The sequence below is a fragment of the Parabacteroides caeci genome, from assembly GCF_023656795.1.
Taxonomy (GTDB): domain Bacteria; phylum Bacteroidota; class Bacteroidia; order Bacteroidales; family Tannerellaceae; genus Parabacteroides; species Parabacteroides segnis.
The window spans coordinates 173,698-191,928 of sequence record NZ_JAMOKT010000002.1 but is presented as its reverse complement, the minus strand read 5'-3'; the positions used below and the strand labels follow the sequence as shown (position 1 = coordinate 191,928).

Genomic DNA, 18,231 nt, shown 5'->3' with positions numbered 1-18,231 from the left:
GAAAGGATAAATATGGATTATCTTTCCCAAGTCATAAAAAGCCAGCGGGCCCGCAAGTCACTTTCGGTGATTAATATCTTTGGCCTGTCCGTGTGTATCTCGGCCGCCCTGCTGATTCTGCTCTATGTCCGTTTCGAACTGAGCTACGACTCTTTCCATGACGGCGACCGCGTGTACCGTGTCGAAAGCCGTTTGTATGAGGGAGCGACGCTGACGGATAACTGGGCGACGACCGCATTCGGCCACGGTCCGGTGATGAGCCGGGAGATACCGGGCATCGAAAAGTTTGTCCGGCTGACCGCCCAGGACCGGGAACAGGTGGTTACTTACCAGGATAAGCAGTTCGCCGAAAGCCGCTATTGCTTTGCCGAGCCTACCTTCTTCGACCTCTTCCGTTTCCCCATTCTGAAAGGGGAGAGAGACGGCCAGCTGACCCGCCCCAATACCGCCGTGCTGACGGAAAGTGCCGCCCACCGTTATTTCGGCGAGGCGGAGCCGTTGGGTAAAATCCTGACCTTCCGCACGTCGACGGCCGAACAGCATTTCGAAGTGACAGGCATTATTGCCGACATGCCGGCCAATTCGCATCTGCATTATGATTTCCTGCTGTCTTATTCCACGATACCGAAGGAACGGCAGGATATTTGGTATATTCACGGCGTCTATACGTATGTCCGCCTGGAACCGGGGAAAAAACCGGAAGATATAGAAAATGCCTTTGCTGCTATTTCAGATAAATACAAAACCGCAGCCTTGAAGCATAAGAATTGGAAGGTGGAATTAATCCCGTTGAAAGATATTCATCTGACTCCGCAGAAGTCGTATGAGAAGGAGACGAAAGGCAGCCGTACCGCCGTGTATATCCTTTCGGTGATGGCGATTGCCCTGTTGCTGACAGGCTGGGTCAATGCGTTGAATCTGATGGTGGCGCGTTTCCTGGAACGAGGAAAAGAGTTCGGGGTCCGTAAAGCCTTCGGTGCCTCCCGCCGGCAGATGCTGTTGCAGGGACTGACGGAGGCCGGTATCGTCAATCTGCTGGCAACCTTGATTGCGCTCGGTTGGCTGGAGGTATTGCTGCCGCTTGTCTATACCTGGGCGGAACATGATTTTGGTGCCGATATATTAGTACAACCGCAGTTCTGGCTGGTCGTAGCGGTTATTGCCGGGCTGGGGACGCTCTTCACCGGCTTATATCCTTCCTATCTGCTGACACGCATCCGTCCGTCGGATATTATACGCGGGAAGTTATTACATAGCCGGAAAGGCAATAAGATGCGGAAAACATTGATTGTCGTGCAGTTTGTCGCTTCTTTTATCCTGATAACGGGTACGTTTGTCGTTATCTCACAGGTTCGCTACATGCAGAATGAGGCCGCTTCTTCCGGGACGGACCGGATAGTCGTATTGAAATATCCCTCCTTTACAGATGAACTGTCCGTCAGGATGGAAAGTTTCAAGAAAGAACTGAAGCGGAAGACGTATGTCCGTCAGGTGACTGTTTCCGGTGCCGTGCCGGGGGTGGAGGTTGCCAATTATTTTGCCAACCGTCCGTTCGGCAGCGACCCGTCCGAGGTGAAGCTGGTTCAGATGTTCGCTGTCGATTACGATTACCTGGCTACCTATTCGCCGGAGATGGTCTGCGGCAGGGGATTCTCGGAAGAGTATGGAGATGAACTGAATAAGGTCGTGCTGAACGAAGAGGCCGTCCGCCTCCTGGGTTTCCCTTCTGCGGAAGCGGCTTTAGGCAAACAACTGACGATGGAAGTGCTGCAAGACCCTCTCCAGGTGATAGGGGTGGCGAGAAACTATCACCAACAGTCGCTGGCCGTCCCTTATAAGCCAATCATCTTCTTCCTGAAAGACCGCGTTCCGATTATCGGGACACCCTATATTTCCATCCGCATGGACGGTGTGGCTGGGCCGGCCCGTCTGGCGGAGATAGAACAAACCTATCGCGATTTCTTTCCGACTTCGTTGTTCTCCTATTTCTTCCTCGACGATTTCAACAGGAACCAGTATAAGGAAGACCGGAATTTCGGATGGATATTTGCCGCATCGTCTTTGCTGGCCGTCTTTGTCGCTTGCCTGGGATTGTGGGTAATCACGCTTTTCTCGACCCTTTCGCGGGTAAAGGAAGTGGGAATCCGTAAGGTCTTGGGAGCAGGTAAAAGGAATCTTTTTGTAGTTTTGACGCGTGAATTATTGCTTCTTACGGTACTTGCGTCCGTGATAGGTATTCCCGTGTCCGCTTTTCTGATGAATAACTGGCTTGAAAGCTATGCGTTTCATATCCCGTTGCCCTGGTGGAGTTATGCGGTGGCGTTCGTGCTGCTGATGTGTATCGCTTTCGGGACGATTGCCCGGCAGGTATGGCGCATCATCCGCCTGAAGCCGATGTATATTTTAAGGAGTGAATAATTTATAAATAGGAACATATGATTAAAACAGAGAACCTGTCTATGCTCTTCACCACGGAAGACGTACAGACCAAAGCATTGAATGAAGTAAGCCTGGAGATAAAGAAAGGCGAGTTTGTGGCTATCATGGGCCCTTCGGGTTGCGGCAAGTCCACCTTGCTGAATATCCTGGGAACGCTTGATTCGTCGACTTCGGGCAAATACTTCTTCGACGGAAAGGAGATTGATAAGATGAGCGAGAGCCAGCTGACTTCTTTCCGTAAGGGGAATATCGGCTTTGTATTCCAGAACTTCAACCTGATTGACGAACTGACAGTCTATGAAAACGTAGAACTCCCCCTTGTCTATCTGAACAATAAGAAGTCCGAACGCAAAAAGAAGGTGATGGAGGTGCTTGAACGTATGAATATCGCCCATCGTGCCGGCCATTTTCCGCAGCAGTTATCCGGCGGCCAGCAGCAACGTGTGGCTATTGCCCGTGCAGTGGTAACGGACTGCCCCCTGATTCTGGCGGATGAGCCGACGGGTAATCTGGATTCGACAAACGGTCTCGAAGTAATGGAACTGCTCAGCGAACTGAACCGGCAGGGAACGACGGTCGTTATCGTCACCCATTCCCAGCGGGACGCGAAGTATGCCCACCGGGTCATTCATTTGCTGGACGGGCGGATTGTATCGGAGGACCGTATACGGTAATATACGGCACCCGTATAAAATAAGGTTCTATTACTCTGAACACTCAAACAATATAAACATGATTCTATCAAACTATTGGAACAGTGCCCTGCGCAGCCTGACGAAAAAGAAAGGCTTCAGTGCAATCAATATAATCGGCCTGGCAATCGGTATGGCGGCCGCCCTGCTGATTCTGACCTACGTGGCTTTCGAGTACAGCTACGACAATATGCACAGCCGTGCCGACCGCATCTTCCGCGTGGAAGCACGTTTCTACGAAAACGGCGAACTGACGGATAACTGGGCAAGCAGTTCGGCCGGCTACGCCACCGCTATGAAGCGTAACCTGGCGGGCGTGGAGGATTATACCCGCGTCGGTAGCCAGTACTATCCGGAGCAGGTCGTGAAATACAACGAACTGCTCTATCGTGAGACTGGCATCGGGTATGCCGAGAAGAATTATTTCAACTTCTTCGATTATAAATTACTGAAAGGCGATAAGAATACTTGCCTCGACGGGCCGAACAAGGTGGTGATAACCGAGCGCATCGCCAATAAATATTTCAAAGGGGCCGACCCGATTGGGAAGATACTGATTTTCCGCAGCAATATCGGCGAAGAGGCGTGCGAAGTGACCGGCATCATGAAAGATATGCCCGTCAATTCGCATGTGCGTTACAGCATGATGATCTCTTACGAAACTCTTCCGAAATGGATGGATGAATACTGGTATCGCCACGAAGTGTACTCATACGTCCTCCTGAAGTCGCCCGCCCTGAAGAAACAGGTGGAAGAGGCCTTCCCCGCAATGGCGGAGAAATACAAGACGGATGAGGCGCTGAAAAATAAGACTTGGGCAATCGAATTGACTAACCTGCGCGATATCCATCTGAATCCGCAGAAGGCGTATGAACCGGAGACGAAGGGGAACAGTTCTTCCATGCTGGTGTTGATATGTACGGCGTTGGCTATCCTCTGCATTGCCTGGATTAACTATATCAATATGACGGTTGCCCGCTCGATGGAACGGGCCAAAGAAATCGGCATACGCCGGGCTTCGGGGGCGAGCCGCCGGCAAATCGTGACACAGTTCCTGTTTGAATCGTTGATAACGAACGGGATTGCCTTTATCCTGGCTATCGGGTTGATGGAGGCGTTGATGCCTGCTTTTAACAACCTGACCGGGCGTGACCTGGGATTCTCCGTGTGGGTGACGACCTCGTTGGGGTGGATGCTGTTGTTGATTTTCGCCTTGGGCGTGTTCCTGTCCGGTTTCTATCCGGCGACGATTTTGTCCGGCATTAAGCCAATCCGGATGCTGAAAGGGAAATTCACGCATACGAAGAATGCTGCAACGACCCGTAAGGTGCTGGTCGTTTTGCAATATACGGCGTCGATGGCTTTGCTCTGCGGAACGCTGATTGTGTATGCTCAGTTGCAGTTTATGCGTCAGGCATCGCTGGGTGTCCGTGTGGACCAGACGTTGGTGTTGAAATTTCCGGCGCATTGCGAGGACTTGTCTACGAAGCTGACGGCGATGAAAAGGGAGTTGAAGGCGTTACCTTCCGTAAAGAATGTGACGGTTTCCGGTGCTGTTCCGGGTACGGAGGTGACGGACTTCCTGTCTATCGTCCGCCTGAGCGACGCCACAAAGCAAACCCGCCTGCTGGAAATGCTCAATTGCGATTACTATTATCTGGATGCCTACGATCTGAAGTTTGTTGCCGGGCGTGGTTTCGGCGAAGACTTTGGGGGAGATGTATATAATATCGTCCTGAATGAGGCGGCCGTCCGTACATTGGGCTTTGCCTCGGCTGATGCCGCGATTGGCGAACGCCTTTCCGTGGAGACGGTGGACCAGCCGATGAAGATTATCGGTGTGGTGAAAGATTATCATCAACAGTCTTTGAATAAAGGCTATACGCCTATCCTGTTCGCCCTTCACGACAAACTGAGCTGGATGAAACAGCGTTATATCTCCGTGGTGATGGAGAATGCCAATCCCCGTGAGTTGGTGAAGCTGGCGGAGACGGTCTGGAACCGTTATTTCCCGGATTCCAGCTACGATTACTTCTTCCTCGACCAGTTCTTCGACCAGCAATACCGGCAGGATGAGGTGTTCGGGTTGATTGTAGCTCTCTTTGCGATACTGGCGATTTTCATCTCCTGCATGGGACTTTGGGTGCTGGTGATGTTCTCCTGTTCGACCCGTGTTCGTGAAATGGGTATACGTAAAGTCTTAGGTGCCTCCAAAATACAGTTGTTCTATGAACTGGGACGTGAGTTCTTTATCCTGATCGGCATTGCGATAATGATAGCTCTTCCTCTCTCCTGGTGGGTCATGGACGGCTGGCTGAGTAATTATTCGTTCCGCACCGACTGGAAAGCCTGGTTCTTCCTGGTTCCGGTGATTTTGTTGTGTGTGATTTCCCTGTTGACCATAGGCTGGCAGACTGCTAAAACAATCCTTAGCAAACCTGCCCGGTCGTTGCGGTATGAGTGAAATAAAATGTACGCTATTTGCTAATCTGACGGCAATAGCGTACATTTGTTGTCGATCATTTAAAGAAAGGGTATGAATATGACACACTTGGAATTACAGGCACGTAAGTTGAACCTGATACAGGATATAATCAATACGATCGACAATGAAGAATTGATGAGCCGCCTGGAAGCCGCCTACAAAAAGGTCAAGAAACTGGCTTCGACAGAAGACCAAAGACCTTGTGCCTATACGCTTGAAGAAGTAAATAAGCGTTTGGACCAGGCAGAGAAGGCTGTAAGGGAAGGTCGTGTTTTTACAACTGAACAGGTTCGTGAACGATTGAAGTTATGGCAACAGAAGTAGTCTGGACTGAACCGGCTCTTGATGAGTTGAACGAAATTTATACTTATTATAGTGAGCAAAAAGCGAATCTGTGGCTGTTAATGTGTTTAATGCGATAGTGGATGCTGCAGATCGTTTAGCATTGTTCCCTCAAATGGGAGAAGTGGTAGATTTATTGTCTGGGCGCATGAAATGTTACAGATCATTAATAGAAGGTAATTATAAAATAATCTATTATGAGGAGAATAACATTGTTAATATAGCTCTTATTTGGGACTGTCGTCAAAATCCCTTGCGTTTATTGGATAAACTGAAATAAAAAAGGCTTGTACTTTTATTTGCAGAGTACAAGCCTTTTTCTGATTTTTATTCAAGTATCATCACTATCATTTCATTATCAGCCAATGAACCGGCCAGCTGGCGGACGCGTTCCTGTTGTTCTGCCGGTAATTTGGAGAAGTTTTTCATCTTTTGCAGGGCTTCCAGTTTCCTCTTGGTATAGCTGGTAAACAGTTTATTATCCTGCCAACTGATTTCGCCTAAGATAACAGGGATACCGTTCGGCATTTCTGCCGGCAAAAGAAATTCTTCCGGGTAATTGTTTTCATCCTGAATAAGCGATAGCTGTTTATAATCTTTATCATATAATGCATACGAATAGAAAACGCTTTTCTCATTGCGTGTATTCGGACAATCGTAATTTTTCGAATATGTGAAGAGTATGAAATGATCTGTATCGACCCAGCTTTTGGCTACGTATTTCTGAGACTTATCCCCGTATAGTCCGTTGTCGATATTTAATTTCTTATCTCCGAATTGCAGGATATATTCCGGGTATAAACGGTTGGGTGAGGAGACGCTGAAGATTGTATCGTTGAATGCTTGTCTGAAATAGGCTTTGTCTTTGTTCCGGTAACTCCAGGAACTTTCGGGAAAAGCATACGGACCACTTAACTTGACGGTCGGGAGATTATAATTACCGAATACGCATAACGTGTCGTATGAGTTCTTGTTGAATGTCGTAAACATGACCGGTGACATGAAATCGCCGGAGATATTAAATAAGGTTGAATCGTCCAGGCTGGCCAGGAGGGCTGTCTGCTTGGAGTCAATGAAGCGGATTTCTTCGATCAGGCGGCCGTCTTCAATTGACTTCCAGACCATTTTATTGTATTTGTTGACGGTGTCCCTTTCCATATGACGGTATTGGTTTCCGGGTTCCAGTGTAATTCCGTTGATTGTGCTTTTCCTGTTGTTGGCATGAAATTCCAGTTTCTGGGTGGCAGGGTCGTATTTCAGTCCGTCGATGCGGGAGATAAGCAGCGTATCCGTGAGCTGTCCGTTTAAATCGAAACAGAAAGTACCGAAAAGGTCACTTGTCAGAATCCGGTTTTCCAGAAGTTGTACGTTTGTATTGACTCCTCCGGCACTGCTCATACCGCGGTCGTAAGAGACGATGATACTGGCATCATACAGGAAACTTCCTTGGTCGGGGGAAAGTGGATTTTTTAGAGTGATGCAGGTTGCCTTGTTGAAATGCTCTTTCAGTGAGAAAGGCCGGACAGGCAGCTTGGTTGTGAAGTCCAGTACGACAGGAGGATTGGCTGGATCGGCTGTACGTATTTCAGTGTTCTGTATGCCCGGATTTAACTGGCTCGTTTCGATGATAACGGGCTTTATCGGGATTACTTCGGCTGTTTCCTCTGTTTGTGTGTTTCCCTGTTTTCCGCCGCAGGCACATAAGGCGATTCCTATGCATAAAATAGCAGTACTTGTTCCGACTTTCATGTGTTTCATAATTCGTGTATTTATTGTTTCAGGAAGAGCAAATGTAGGGAAAACAAAAACGTATAACAAAATAAGGAGTTGACATATTCATCTTCTCTTATTCTGTTATACGTTTATTATTCAGACAGATAATGTATTTTATATCTGTTTGTCGATTGACATTTCATTTTATTCTATCGGTGCAAACGGAAGTTCCGTGTCTTTCCTGTATCCGGAGCCGCTGAACGTAGCAATCAGTTCTCCGGCTTCATTCGTGATATTCACTTCGCAGTTGGCAAGCCGTTTATGGCTGAATACTTCCCGTGCTTCGGCATAAAGGAATCCTTTGCTTTCGGCCTTGAAGAAGTTGATATTGGAAGTGATGGACAATGTCAGCCGGGCATGACTGTTGGTAGCTGCCGCAAACGCCAGGTCGGCCAGCGTAAAGATGGCACCTCCCTGGCAGACACCACCACCGTTCAGGTGCATCGGTTTTATCCCCATACGGGCTTTGGCATAACCATTACCCGTTTCCAATAATTCTACCCCGGCAAATAAGGCAAATTTGTCGCCTTGAAGAAATTCGTTTATTGTCATCGCTTTATTTACTTAGCTTCCATTCTGCTCCGTCTTTGGTATCCTTAATCTCGAATCCCATGGCAGTCAGTTCGTTACGTATCTTGTCGGAAGTAGCCCAATCCTTATTGGCTTTTGCCTGCTGGCGGATAGTCAACAAGAGGTCTACAGCTTTACCGAATGTCTCATAATTGTCACCTCCGGCAGATGCTTCGTCTTTCATTCCCAGGATATCGAATACGAAAGTGTGGAATACTTCTTTCAACTCTTTCAGGTCTTCTGCCGAGATAGTCGCTTTGCCATCCTTTACGGAATTGATGGCGCGGGCGGCATCGAACAGATGAGAGATGACAATCGGAGAGTTCAGGTCGTCATTTAAAGCGTCATAACATTTCTTGCGAAGGTCTTTCACATCTACTGTCGAGGCATCCGAAGTTGTTAGCTTTTGCAGATGGTTGTAAGCATCCATCAGACGGCTCAATCCTTTTTCTGCGGCTTGCAGGGCTTCGTTGCTGAAATCTACCGTACTGCGGTAATGCGCCTGGAGGATGAAGAAGCGGATTGTCATGGCCGAATAAGCCTGGCTCAACACTTTGTGGTCACCGGTGAAGAACTCATCCAGCGTGATAAAGTTACCGAGCGATTTACCCATCTTCTGTCCGTTGATGGTAATCATATTGTTATGCATCCAGTAGTGAACCATATCATCTCCTTGTGAAGCGACAGCCTGTGCAATCTCGCATTCATGGTGCGGGAAGATCAGGTCCATGCCACCCCCATGAATATCGAAATGCTGTCCCAGGTATTTCTTACCCATCGCCGTACATTCGCAATGCCATCCGGGGAAACCGTCGCTCCACGGAGAAGGCCAGCGCATGATATGTTCCGGTTGTGCACATTTCCAGAGGGCGAAGTCGATGGGGTTATGCTTCTCGTCCTGGCCGTCCAGTGCACGGGTCGTGTTCAGCATATCTTCGATATTACGGCCCGAAAGGATACCGTAATTATGGTCTTTGTTGTATTTCTCTACGTCAAAATAAACGGAGCCTTCGCTTTCGTAAGCATATCCGTTGTCAAGAATCTTCTTTACCAGTTCGATTTGCTCGATGATATGGCCCGAAGCATGCGGTTCGATGCTGGGAGGAAGCACGTTGAGGGCCTCCATCGCCTTGTGGTAACGGTTCAGGTAGAACTGCACCACTTCCATCGGCTCCAACTGTTCCAGACGGGCTTTCTTGGCAATTTTGTCTTCACCTTCATCGGCATCATGTTCCAGATGACCTACGTCGGTAATGTTGCGTACATAACGTACTTTGTATCCTATATGTGTAAGATAACGGAACAACAGGTCGAATGTGATAGCCGGGCGTGCGTGTCCCAGATGCGCATCGCCATAGACCGTCGGACCACAGACATACATGCCTACGTGGGGTTCATGCAACGGGATAAATTGTTCCTTTTTTCTTGTGAGCGTGTTGTAAATACTTAATGGATGTTCCATATCTGTTCATACTTTAAAAGTTGCTTTGTCTTTGCCTGTATCATCGTAATACTGAGGAAGACAGAATGCAAAGATAATGCCTTTGTCTATTTTGAGCAATCTTCGCAGCAACCTTTTAATACATAGTTGATACTTTCCAGCGTAAAATTACGGGGTAATTCGACCATCGGTACCGGAATATTCCGAAGGCAGAATGTCCTGTGGCATTTCAAACAATAAAAATGCGCATGAAGTTCACTGACGGAACAATTGCAATCGTTACCGCAAACCGAATATTTCAAAGAACCCGAACCGTCGTCGATACAATGGATAAGGTGATGGTCCAGGAAAAGATTGATAGTTCTCGATACGGTCGATTTGTCTACCGTGTCCAACTCATTCTCCAGGTCGAGCAGGCTGAAAGCCCTTTCAAACTGCATCATCGCTTTCAGGATAAGCAGGCGGATGGCTGTCGGTCTGATTTCTCTTTGTTTCAATATATCTAAATAAGCATCCATATCAATCTGTTTTAGTCGTCTTTAATATTCGTACGGCATTGAGGATTGCCAGTAAAGCAACACCGACATCGGCAAAAACCGCTTCCCACATGGTAGCAATCCCTCCGGCTCCCAGCATCAGAACAATCAGTTTGACACCGAAGGCCAATGCTATGTTTTGCCACACGATAGTACGTGTAAACTTTCCGATGCGGATTGCCGTTGCCACTTTGCTGGGCTGGTCGGTCTGTATTACGACGTCGGCCGTTTCGATAGCGGCATCGCTTCCGAGGCCTCCCATGGCAATGCCTATGTCGCTTAATGCAAGGACTGGCGCATCGTTTATCCCGTCGCCGACAAAAGCGATTTTGTTTGCTTTGTCCTGCTTCAATGCTTCCAGGTGGGCGACTTTTCCTTCCGGCAGCAGGTCACCGTAGGCCCGGGGAATCCCCAATTGTGTAGCTAATTTAGAAACAATAATTTGTTTATCGCCTGATAATATTTCCAGGTTATTAATATTTAAGTCTTTTAATTGTTTGATAGCTTCCGCAGCATCTTCTTTGGGCGTATCGGCAAGCAGGATATAACCGGCGTATTGCCGGTCGATCGCACAGACAACCACGGTATCCGGATTCTGTTTCCTCCTAATGAAACAGTTGTTTCTATATGGTGAAACACTTGTTTCATTAGGAGGAAACAAAACTCCTTCCGAGTCTAACAGACGGGGGTTACCTACTAATACTTCTTTCCCGTCGACTATTGCTTTTAATCCGTAACCAGCCAGTTCGGTCGTATCGATGGTTGTGTCGATTGTTACCTGCTGCTCTTGGGCGTATGCCAGGATGGCTTTGGCAATAGGGTGGTTGCTCCGGCTTTCGACAGAAGCAATGATACGGAGCAGCTCTTTTTCAGGAACGTTATTTTCAGTAGACAGGCTTCGTACTTCAAAGACTCCTTTGGTGAGCGTACCTGTTTTATCGAATACTACGGTGTTTATTTTGGTGATGGCATCCAGATAATTCCCTCCTTTAAAAAGGATGCCTTGCCGCGAAGCCGCTCCGATGCCTCCGAAATATCCCAATGGAATGCTGATAACCAACGCACAGGGACAAGAGATAACAAGAAATACCAGCGCACGGTATAACCAGTCGTTAAAGATGAACAGGAAGTCCGGCTGTACCAGTGAATAAAGATAAGGTATAAGGACAATCAGAAAAGCCAGTCCGGTTACGATTGGTGTATAAATGCGGGCAAATTTCCGGATAAACAGTTCGGCCGGCGCTTTCCGTTCGGATGCATTCTGCACCAGTTCGAGAATACGTGCCAGGGCACTTTGGTTATATGGTTTGGTTACTTCCAGCCGGATTACCTTATCGGTCACAATCATTCCGGCCAAGACATTTTCATTCGGACTAATCGTACGTGGAACGCTTTCTCCCGTAAGTGCTGCGGTGTTGAAGGAAGCGGTCCCGCTGAGTAATTTACCATCGAGAGGAACTCTTTCTCCGGCTTTCACCTCTATGATTTCTCCCTGAATTACATCGGCCGGAGCTAACGGAACACGTTCGTTATCACGAATAACAACTGCTGTTTCGGGCCGAACGTCGAGCAGTGCACTGATATTTTTACGGGCCTTCGACAATGCATTTTCCTGAAACAGTTCGCCGACGGAATAGAATAACATAACAGCCACGCCTTCCGGATATTCCCCGATATAGAATGCGCCGAGTGTAGCGATACACATAAGCGTGAATTCACTGAATATTTCTTTTTCGCGAATACTTTCAACCGCCTCTTTCATCACAGGAAGCCCGACCGGCAGATAAGCGAGTGCATACCATATAAATCTGACGGTTGGGTCGAAGAATCCGGTCTCTGCTACCTGCATCGCAATTCCTCCCAGTAGCATCCCGAAAGAAATTGCCGGAAGAAGATAAGGCGAAACTTTTCTTTTACGTTCCGTATGGCAATGATTACAACTGCAATGTCCCATATCTGTAATGTTTTATTTGTTTTTCCTGATACAAAGGTAGGGGTTATGAGGTGCAACAAAGTTGCAAAGAATCCGTATATTTGTCGGGTTAATGTTTAGAAAATGAATAATATGAAAAACTCTCGTACTCTTATTGGTATTTTATGCTGTCTGGCCATGCTCTGTTCCTGTTCCCAGACAAAGAATCAGTATGACTTGTCGAACTTTGGTCTGACTCCCGACAAGAAAGATAATGCTTCCCCTTTGATGGCGAAGGCTTTGGAACAGATAGCCGCTTCCCATACAGGCGATGATACGATAACAATCGTACTCCCTAAAGGCCGCTATGATTTCTATCCCGAAGGTGCAGCGCAAAAGGAATATTTTATCTCTAACCACGATCAGGATAATCCGAAGCTGGTGGGACTGCCTTTTGAGAACATGAAGAATGTCATTTTTGATGCACAAGGCTCGGAATTGATTTTTCATGGCCGTATGTTACCTGTTTCACTGATTAATTCGGAAAACTGCACCTTGAAGAATTTCAGTATCGACTTTGATAATCCGCATATCAGCCAGGTGAAGATATTGGAGAACGATACGGTTGCCGGTGTCATTACCTATGAAGTGGCTCCCTGGGTGGAATATGAAATCCGTGACAGTGTATTTTATGCCAAAGGTGAAGGTTGGGAGCATGCTCCGGCTTGGGGTATCGCCTTTGAAGGAGATACCAAACGCCTTGTTTATACAACCAGCGATATTGCTGTCGGTTCTAAAGGCGTATCGGAAGTTTCTCCCCGCGTGCTTAAATCAACCAAATGGAATAATAAGAAACTGATTCCGGGGACAGTTGTTGCCATGCGCGGCTGGGGACGTCCGACACCAGGTATCTTTGTTTCTTATGATACGAATACAACACTTGAAAACATCCGGGTTCATTATGCGGAAGGTATGGGATTACTGGCGCAGATGAGTGAGAATATCACACTGGATAAATTCTCCGTATGTCTTCGTGGTGATAACGATCCCCGTTACTTCACGACGCAGGCAGATGCCACTCATTTCTCCGGTTGTAAAGGAAAAATCGTTTCTGTAGGCGGCTTGTACGAAGGTATGATGGACGATGCCATCAATGTGCACGGAACTTATCTGAAAATCCAGAAACGTGTAGATGATAAAACGCTGGTAGGTGAATACATGCATTCGCAAAGCTATGGTTTTGAATGGGGATTTCCTGGTAATGCCGTACAGTTTATCGACTCGAAAACAATGGAGATAATCGGCGACCTGAATAAGGTTACAGCCATCAAAGCGTTGGATAAGCCAAGTGCTCACGGAGCTAAAGTGTTTGAGATTGTTTTTGAGAAACCGATTGATCCGGCTATCAGTGAGAAAGGAACATTCGGTGTCGAGAATTTGGAGTGGACTCCTGAAGTTTATTTTGCAGACAACGTAATCCGTAATAACCGTGCCCGTGGTTCCCTGTTCAGCACACCGAAGAAAACGATTGTTGAAAAGAATGTATTCGACCATACATCCGGTACGGCCATTCTGCTCTGTGGTGACTGTAATGGTTGGTTTGAGACCGGTGCCTGCCATGATGTGGAGATTCGTAACAATAAATTCATCAATTCATTGACGAATATGTTCCAGTTCACAAATGCCGTTATTTCAATCTATCCGGAAATACCCGACCTGAAAGACCAGAAAAAGTATTTCCATAGTAATATCGTCATTGAAAATAACGAGTTTGAAACATTCGATGCTCCGATCCTGTATGCTAAATCGGTAGACGGCCTGATTTTCCGTAACAACACAATCAAACAGAATAATCAATATCCGGCTTTCCACTGGAACAAGCTCCGTTTCTTCTTCCAGCGTGTGATTCATTCAGAAATCAAGGATAATCAGTTTGACGGCGGCTTCGACGAGAAGCGCGATGTGAAGGTAGAGAATTAATCTGCCTTTTGAATAGCATTGTCAGACCTTTTCAAAATCTATTTTTTGAGAAGGTCTGGTGATTTTATATCACATGCTATTGTAAACCGGAACGTACTCCCTTTCCCAAATTCCGATTCAACGGACATCTCGCCGCCCAGCTTGTTGACAATCATTTGGCAGATAGATAAGCCGAGTCCGGTTCCGGGAACGAACTTGTCGAATTTGGTGAATCGTTCAAATACATGGTTTAAATTCTCCTTATCTATCCCTTTTCCTGTATCGGAAACATAGAAAGATAATCCGTTTGGAATGACTTCATAGCCGATTGTAATAGAGCCTTCCGAGGTGAATTTGGCTGCATTGTTCAGTAAGTTGGTGATTACCTGTATCAGCCTGTTCTTTTCGGAATGGATAATGTACTTTTTATAAGGCAGGTTACAGATAAGTTTTACCTGCGATGGTAAGTGCGAATCATAGACCTGCTTCAAATCAGCAATGACTTCTGTAATATCAAAATCACTGTAGTTGAAGGTCATTTTTCCCGCATCGATTTTGGATATGTCGAGTATGTCGTTGATAATCTGTAGTAGCAAATCGTTGTTTTCTTCGATAATCTGGATAAATTCATCTTTATCCTCATGATCATCTGTCTGGGCGAGAAGCTGGGAGAAGCCGACAATGGCATTCAGCGGTGTCCGTATTTCATGGCTCATATTAGCAAGGAAAGCCATTTTCATCCGGTTGCCTTCTTCTACTTTTTCAATATGTGTGATATCGATCAGAAGGCCTGTTACGCTTTTAAGATTTCCGTCGGGAGTATATTCCAACGGAACGGAGAAAGTATTCATCCAACGATAATCCGTATCTCCGTCCAGCATGACGCGTAAATGCAGGTTACTGTATCCTTTGCATTCACGGGCACGTCTTTCTTGTTCCTTTTGCAAAATAAGACGATCATCCGGGTGAACAGTGAAGCTGAACGATCCGCGGATGAAATTACCGGGATTGACCGGGTCGGGATATATTCGCGTATATTCTTGTGTCTTGATATCCAAATCCCATTGGATAATATTGGCAGCCTGAATAGCCAGGTCGCTGCGTTGTATGTAATTGCGGAATCTTTGTTCGCGTTCTATCTCTTCTGTAATCTCTTCGCGTGTCCCGATTAGTTTGAGGACATTTCCGTTTTTATCATATTTAGAAACTTTGGCAATTAGTCTGACCCATCGGTATGAACAGTCAAGACCATTTATGCAGAATTGAATATTCAAAAGTTCGGAACGTTTATTCAGAATATCGTCGAATGCCTTTAAATAGGTTTCCTGATGTTCGGGGGCAATTGCTTTATAAATATCCTTTATTGTCGTATCCTGATTGAAAAATACGGATTCTCCGGCAGAAGAAAATATGCCGGTCTGATTGTCATATTCCCAGATAATCATATTTGTGATTTGTAGGAGTAAATCACGTTGCTGACGATTCTCTATCAGTTCCTGCACCTTATTTTTCTGGTCTGTGATATCTTTTTGGGTACCGATTAGACGGTCTATCTTCCCGTCCTCTCCACGTATGCCCATTGAATAAATCTCATACCAGCGTATTTCTCCTTCCGGTGTTAACAGGCGGAATTGTTCGATGCTTTGTTCGTGTTTCTCTTCAACAATGTCGGTGACCAGTTTGACATGACGTTCTCTGTCCTCGGGAACCAGTTGTTTGGTGACATCCCATAGTTTCATCCCCGGCTGTGGCACGGTATTTTCATCAGATAAATCGAAAGAGTCGCTTTCGGGAAGATAAGACCACACCGACAAGTTTCCGGCTTTTAAAGCCATTGCCAGTTTGTTCTTTTCATTGATAGTCTCTAACTGGGCTTCTACCCGTTTGGTCATATTTCGGAATATGCCGAAAGTATAATCTTCGAAAGGGATTATATATCCTTCGGCATAACCAATATGGCTTTCATTCTCTACTTCGTAATGAATTATATTCGATTTACGGGTTTTCATCGTATCCAGAAATGCATTCAGGAGTTCATTTCCGGAATTACCTCTTAAATTCTTATAGCTAAACAGCTCCCGGATAGTTTGCCCTTTTTGCTGTTGAGGCGTAAGGAACAAAGATATTTCGGGCTGATAATTAAGCAGGTCTTCAATAAAACCTTCTTTATTAACTATTAAAACGGTATCAGGAAGGAGTTCCAGGAACTGCTTCATGCCTGTCAGTGAGCTTTCATCATTCGCCATAGCCTATAAATTTCGGAGGTTGACTAGTCGACAAAGTTACTGAATATATTTCTCTCTGATTAAAAAACAGAATAGAATATATTAAAACCCGATGAAATTCACAACTTTTTGTGAGCGCAGGAGGATTACTGCTTTATTCGTTTTAAACTATAGTTCAGTCCGGATTCTGCTTTTTTGAAATCATCTCCAATTAAAGTGATTGTAGAATCATTCTCGCAAAGGAAATTCGTTGTTTCATCGCCATTATCGGAAATCAACTGCCAGACGGTGGCATTCTCATCTCCGGGTATTCCACGCAATGTCAGTCGTTTGCCGGTAGTGACGAAAGTAACATCTTTACCGTCTTCGGCTTCCAGGTAAGTCTGTGAAAGAGAGAACGTACCATCACCGCTATGTTCACGGCTACGGATTGTCAGGTCGTAACGGATGCCCGGGCAATCGGCGCAAGGCAACTCACCTTCATAAGTGAGCGTTTGCATTTTACCCAGGGAGTCATCGCTTTCCGCCTTGTCTTGCCGGTATATTTCTTTTTGGCGCTGGCTAATTGTCCATATACCATCTTCGAGACGTATATTCTTAGTGTCATCGTCTTCTATATTCCAGGCATAACCTCCGGCGGGAAGCGAGCGGCGGTCGAGTATTTCATTCGGTGTACCGTTTGAGAAAAATAACTCAGCCTTTAATGAGTCCGGGCTGAAAACGATATAAGCGGATGATTTACCATCGGTGGCTTCCAGTCGTATTCCCGATTCAAAAAGGCGGATACAATTTTGTTGCACTTCCGACCAGGTATAACCGGCAGAAGCAATACAGCCATGTTCGTCTTTATCATTTCCAACCATTTCGGCAGATTCGTTTTCAGCCTGGGATTCTTGTTTCGCTTTCTGTTGTCCACAGGAAAAAAGAAGGCCTGTGCAAAGGATAAGGGCAGATAGGATAGGCCCGTTGTTTGTTCTTTTCATCAGAATGAATGTTTTTAATTTGTTTATAAACGGATATCATTATACTATATAGAAACAAAGATAAGTTATTTTTTGTTCCTTTGTGGCTTGAATAAGATAAAGCCTGCAAGGAATGAGAACAGCTCTTTTTACTGTAATTTTTCTGATAATAGCATGTCTGTCGCCTCTCTGTGCACAAAATGAGACTGTGTTGCCTGACAGTTTAAAACAGAAGATGCCTGTTATCGAGTATAAATTCAATGCGAAACATCTGATACTTCCGGCTTCGCTGATTACAGTCGGGGCAGTCGGTACTGCTATTGACGGTATGAATGATTTTCATCTTTTCTCGCGGAAAAGCGATGTTAAGAAAATTCATCTCGATGATTATATGGAGTGGGGGATGCTGGGCTGGGTATTTGTTTGCGACCTGATGGGGAAGGAGAAGCATAACTGGGGGGACCAGCTTTTCCTTGTCACTCTGGCGGAAGGGATGAATGCCGTTATGACACGTACCCTGAAATATACGGTTAAAGAAATACGTCCGGACGGAGGCCCGTATTCTTTTCCTTCCGGACATACGGCGAATGCTTTTTTAGGGGCACATATGGCCTATAAAGAGTTTAAGGACAGCAGCCCTATATTGGCTTATTCAGGATATGCCCTGGCCCTTTTTGTTGCGGGTTCCAGATTATATAATAACCGGCATTGGGTAGCCGATGTCGTCGCCGGAGCCGGATTCGGTATTTTGTCCGTCGAACTGGCTTATCTCACCTATTTCCCTATTCGTAACGCTATTGCCCGTAAGATAAACCGTAAAGCGGCTCAAAATATGGTTATTGCTCCGACCTTTAATGAACAGGGAGGAGGAGTTTATTTCTCTTATTCGTTTTGA

At 46.2% G+C, this 18,231-nt stretch carries 14 protein-coding genes; 7 read left to right on the top strand and 7 right to left on the bottom strand.

Annotation, left to right across the window (positions count from 1 at the left end; genetic code table 11):
- Window positions 1-12 precede the first annotated feature (12 nt).
- The 5 genes from NBH15_RS01885 to NBH15_RS29290 all read left to right on the top strand — a co-directional run bounded on the left by NBH15_RS01885 (window position 13) and on the right by NBH15_RS29290 (window position 6,238).
- Window positions 13-2,418 (top strand): ABC transporter permease, encoded by a 2,406-nt coding sequence (locus NBH15_RS01885; protein ID WP_244050423.1) that lies wholly within the window; start codon window positions 13-15, stop codon window positions 2,416-2,418.
- A 17-nt stretch (window positions 2,419-2,435) separates the two neighbouring features.
- Entirely contained in the window at window positions 2,436-3,113 is a 678-nt protein-coding gene (locus NBH15_RS01880; protein ID WP_244050422.1) for an ABC transporter ATP-binding protein, read from the top strand.
- A gap of 58 nt (window positions 3,114-3,171) precedes the next feature.
- Window positions 3,172-5,595: an ABC transporter permease gene (locus NBH15_RS01875; RefSeq protein ID WP_250821863.1), complete on the top strand. Its 2,424-nt coding sequence runs from the start codon at window positions 3,172-3,174 to the stop codon at window positions 5,593-5,595.
- 72 nt (window positions 5,596-5,667) lie between these two features.
- On the top strand, window positions 5,668-5,940 hold the full coding sequence (locus tag NBH15_RS01870; protein WP_147349089.1) for a hypothetical protein: 273 nt from the start codon (window positions 5,668-5,670) through the stop codon (window positions 5,938-5,940).
- A 70-nt stretch (window positions 5,941-6,010) separates the two neighbouring features.
- On the top strand, window positions 6,011-6,238 hold the full coding sequence (locus NBH15_RS29290; protein WP_350472254.1) for a type II toxin-antitoxin system RelE/ParE family toxin: 228 nt from the start codon (window positions 6,011-6,013) through the stop codon (window positions 6,236-6,238).
- Between the two features lie 47 nt (window positions 6,239-6,285).
- Here NBH15_RS29290 and NBH15_RS01865 read toward each other — a convergent pair whose 3' ends face one another.
- From NBH15_RS01865 to NBH15_RS01845, 5 genes are all read right to left on the bottom strand, one after another.
- Window positions 6,286-7,716, bottom strand: a complete 1,431-nt coding sequence (locus NBH15_RS01865) for a DUF4933 domain-containing protein (protein ID WP_250821862.1) — start codon at window positions 7,714-7,716, stop codon at window positions 6,286-6,288.
- 159 nt (window positions 7,717-7,875) lie between these two features.
- A complete protein-coding gene (locus NBH15_RS01860; protein WP_244050418.1) occupies window positions 7,876-8,283 on the bottom strand; it encodes a PaaI family thioesterase in 408 nt (135 codons plus the stop codon).
- 4 nt (window positions 8,284-8,287) lie between these two features.
- The gene (gene cysS / locus NBH15_RS01855) at window positions 8,288-9,763 is read right to left on the bottom strand and encodes a cysteine--tRNA ligase (RefSeq protein ID WP_244050417.1); all 1,476 of its coding nucleotides are present in this window, start codon (window positions 9,761-9,763) and stop codon (window positions 8,288-8,290) included.
- A gap of 86 nt (window positions 9,764-9,849) precedes the next feature.
- Window positions 9,850-10,260, bottom strand: a complete 411-nt coding sequence (locus NBH15_RS01850; RefSeq protein WP_128132735.1) for a Fur family transcriptional regulator — start codon at window positions 10,258-10,260, stop codon at window positions 9,850-9,852.
- Window position 10,261: 1 nt separating this feature from the next.
- Window positions 10,262-12,232, bottom strand: coding sequence for a heavy metal translocating P-type ATPase (locus NBH15_RS01845; protein WP_250821861.1), 1,971 nt, complete (start codon window positions 12,230-12,232; stop codon window positions 10,262-10,264).
- 156 nt (window positions 12,233-12,388) lie between these two features.
- Between NBH15_RS01845 and NBH15_RS01840 the strand changes: the two genes are divergently transcribed.
- Window positions 12,389-14,170 carry a right-handed parallel beta-helix repeat-containing protein gene (locus NBH15_RS01840; protein WP_244050734.1) on the top strand — a complete coding sequence of 594 codons (1,782 nt, stop codon included), beginning with the start codon at window positions 12,389-12,391 and terminating at the stop codon, window positions 14,168-14,170.
- A 38-nt stretch (window positions 14,171-14,208) separates the two neighbouring features.
- Here the strand turns inward: NBH15_RS01840 and NBH15_RS01835 are convergent, their stop codons facing one another.
- A complete protein-coding gene (locus tag NBH15_RS01835) occupies window positions 14,209-16,395 on the bottom strand; it encodes a PAS domain-containing sensor histidine kinase (RefSeq protein WP_250821860.1) in 2,187 nt (728 codons plus the stop codon).
- Window positions 16,396-16,520: 125 nt separating this feature from the next.
- Window positions 16,521-17,357 carry a copper resistance protein NlpE N-terminal domain-containing protein gene (locus NBH15_RS01830; RefSeq protein ID WP_244050413.1) on the bottom strand — a complete coding sequence of 279 codons (837 nt, stop codon included), beginning with the start codon at window positions 17,355-17,357 and terminating at the stop codon, window positions 16,521-16,523.
- A 112-nt stretch (window positions 17,358-17,469) separates the two neighbouring features.
- Here NBH15_RS01830 and NBH15_RS01825 point away from each other — a divergent pair, with 112 nt between their 5' ends.
- Complete coding sequence (locus NBH15_RS01825) at window positions 17,470-18,231, top strand: phosphatase PAP2 family protein (RefSeq protein WP_244050412.1); 762 nt, start codon at window positions 17,470-17,472, stop codon at window positions 18,229-18,231.